This is a genomic window from Ancylomarina sp. (assembly GCF_041555295.1).
In the GTDB taxonomy this organism is placed as follows: Bacteria; Bacteroidota; Bacteroidia; order Bacteroidales; family Marinifilaceae; genus Ancylomarina.
On the sequence record NZ_JBFFKR010000380.1, the window covers coordinates 1 to 2,706 of the forward strand.

The 2,706-nt window shown below is 35.8% G+C and carries 3 protein-coding genes; 1 reads left to right on the forward strand and 2 read right to left on the reverse strand.

Going from position 1 to position 2,706, the window contains the following annotated elements; genetic code table 11:
- Positions 1 to 286 (reverse strand): hypothetical protein (locus ABY905_RS16190; protein ID WP_372645746.1); only part of this gene is annotated, 286 nt, incomplete at its 3' end.
- A gap of 226 nt (positions 287 to 512) precedes the next feature.
- Between ABY905_RS16190 and ABY905_RS16195 the strand changes: the two genes are divergently transcribed.
- Entirely contained in the window at positions 513 to 1,505 is a 993-nt protein-coding gene (locus ABY905_RS16195; protein ID WP_372645748.1) for an aspartate-semialdehyde dehydrogenase, read from the forward strand.
- 72 nt (positions 1,506 to 1,577) lie between these two features.
- On the opposite strand, the gene hflX is transcribed toward ABY905_RS16195, so the two are convergent.
- Positions 1,578 to 2,706: GTPase HflX (hflX, locus tag ABY905_RS16200; RefSeq protein ID WP_372645750.1), on the reverse strand; the 1,129-nt coding region annotated here is incomplete at its 5' end.

A 2,706-nucleotide genomic window follows, 5' to 3' on the forward strand; every position in this document is an offset into this window, starting at 1 on the left:
CAGAAATATCAATACTAGGACTATACCATATTGCCTCCCCATCGCAGTCTACAGCTTCAAGCCTAGTATTACCAGTATCAACAACTTTCACATAGTCTCCAGCTTCAATCGTACAAGCATCAGTATTCAATGTCCATTCAACTTCAGATAACTCAATAACTCCTCCATCATTACCTTGCCCTACATCATCATTAAAATCTTCTGAATAAATAACATCCTGAGCGTGCAATGTTCCCAAACTCAGGAATAAAAGGGATAAAACTTTGAGAAAAGGAAGTGTTTTCATATCTAAAAACTCTATATTCGTTGACTTGATTAACTATAAATGTTTAAAAATGGTATTCTGAAACTTTCAGAGAGAGGATGTATGCCATTGCTTTTCGGACTAAAATTGAACTAACCAATCAATATTATTCGATGATATCTGGCAAACCCAAGAGTTTAATCACACGCTAACACTATCTAAGTTAGCAACTTGTAATTATTAATCAAATTTAATAGAGTTTTTTATTATGAAAATTGCTGTAGTAGGCGCCACAGGTTTGGTGGGACAAAAAATTTTGGAGGTACTAACCGAAAGAAATTTCCCTGTAGATGAATTGTATCCCGTTGCAAGTGAAAGATCGAAGGGAAAAAAGATCGAATTTAGAGGAAAACAGGTAACAGTAATTGCGATGAAAGAAGCAATTGAATTAAAACCTCATATTGCAATTTTCTCAGCTGGTGGAGATACTTCGCTTGAATGGGCTCCCGAATTCGAAAAAGCAGGAATTTTTGTTATAGATAATTCTTCTGCGTGGAGAATGCATCCGGGAAAAAGATTAATTGTACCTGAGATTAATGCTTCTGAACTAAGTGTTGATGATAAAATTATCGCCAACCCAAACTGTTCGACTATACAACTGGTTGTTGCATTAGCGCCTCTTCATAAAAAATACAAGATTAAACGTTTAATTATCTCAACATATCAATCTATTAGTGGAACGGGTGTTAAAGCTGTAAAGCAATTAGAAAATGAAAGAGCTGGTATCGATGGAGAAATGGCTTATCCACATCCTATTGATAAAAATTGTCTGCCTCATTGTGATGTATTCGAAGAGAATGCATACACAAAAGAGGAAATGAAGTTGATCAATGAGACCAGAAAAATTCTTTGTGATGATTCAATCAGAATTACGGCTACTGCAGTTCGTGTTCCAGTGGTTGGTGGTCATTCTGAATCCGTAAATATCGAGTTTGAGAAAGATTTTGACTTGGATGAATTGAAAGAGATTCTTGCTCAATCAGAAGGCATTATTCTACAGGATGATCCTGAGAAAAATATTTACCCAATGCCAAGATTTGCTCACGAGAGAGATGAAGTTTTTGTAGGCCGAATTCGTCGTGATTTCTCGAATCCTAATAGTCTGAACATGTGGATTGTTGCTGATAATCTTCGTAAAGGAGCCGCAACAAATGCTATTCAAATTGCTGAATATTTAACACAAAGTGGAATCGTAAAATAATAGATTTCCAAATTGATACATAAAAGCGATGCTCCAAAATTAAATTTTGGAGCATCGCTTTTTTATTCTGTCTTATTCCTCTTCACTCAAACTTGAGTAGTCTTCATATAGGAAATTATTATATGGGAAACGTGCTGAATGAATTTCACGTACAGCATTGTATATCTGTTCCTTAAATTCGTCAATATTATCTTTCTCTTTTGCAGAGATAAATAAGCATGGTGTATCGCCTTTAGCAACCCACATCTTTTTCAACTCATCAAGGCTATAATTTTCACGCAGCTTAGCGGTCAAATCATCTTCATCCTTTTTTACATATTTAAAAGCATCAATTTTATTGAAAATTAAGAAGCGTGGCTTTTCTACCTTATCGATTTCAGCCATTGTTTCGTTTACCACATTAATATGATCTTCGAAGTTAGGATGTGAAATATCAACAACATGCAAAATAATATCTGCTTCACGAACCTCATCCAATGTCGATTTGAAAGATTCAACCAAATTGTGAGGTAGCTTTCTTATAAAACCAACCGTATCTGCTAATAAAAAGGGAATATTCTGAATCACAACTTTTCTAACCGTGGTATCTAGAGTGGCAAAAAGCTTATTTTCAGCAAACACATCAGACTTACTTATAACATTCATCAGTGTTGATTTCCCTACATTGGTATATCCAACCAAGGCGACACGAATGATTTTATCTCGATTTTTACGCTGAACCGTTTTTTGTTTGTCAATTTTCTTTAAATCCTCTTTCAACTTCGCAATCTTATCAAGAATTATACGACGGTCAGTTTCAATCTGTGTTTCACCAGGTCCACGCATTCCAATCCCGCCTTTTTGACGCTCAAGGTGAGTCCAAAGGCGAGTTAGTCGTGGTAATAAATACTGATATTGTGCCAACTCTACCTGCGTCTTCGCATTAGCAGTCTGTGCACGGCTAGCAAAAATATCAAGAATTAGGTTGGTTCTATCTAAAATTTTGCGTTCCAAAGCACGCTCGATATTTCGAAGTTGTGATGGCTTTAACTCATCATCAAAAATAACCAATCCAATTTCTGGATTATCTCTAAGGTATTGAGCAATTTCTTCAAGTTTACCCGTCCCAACAAAAGTCTTGGGATGTGAACGCTGCAATTTTTGAGTAAAACGTTTTACTGTTTCAGCTCCCGCTGTTAATGCCAGAAAATCTAACTCATCA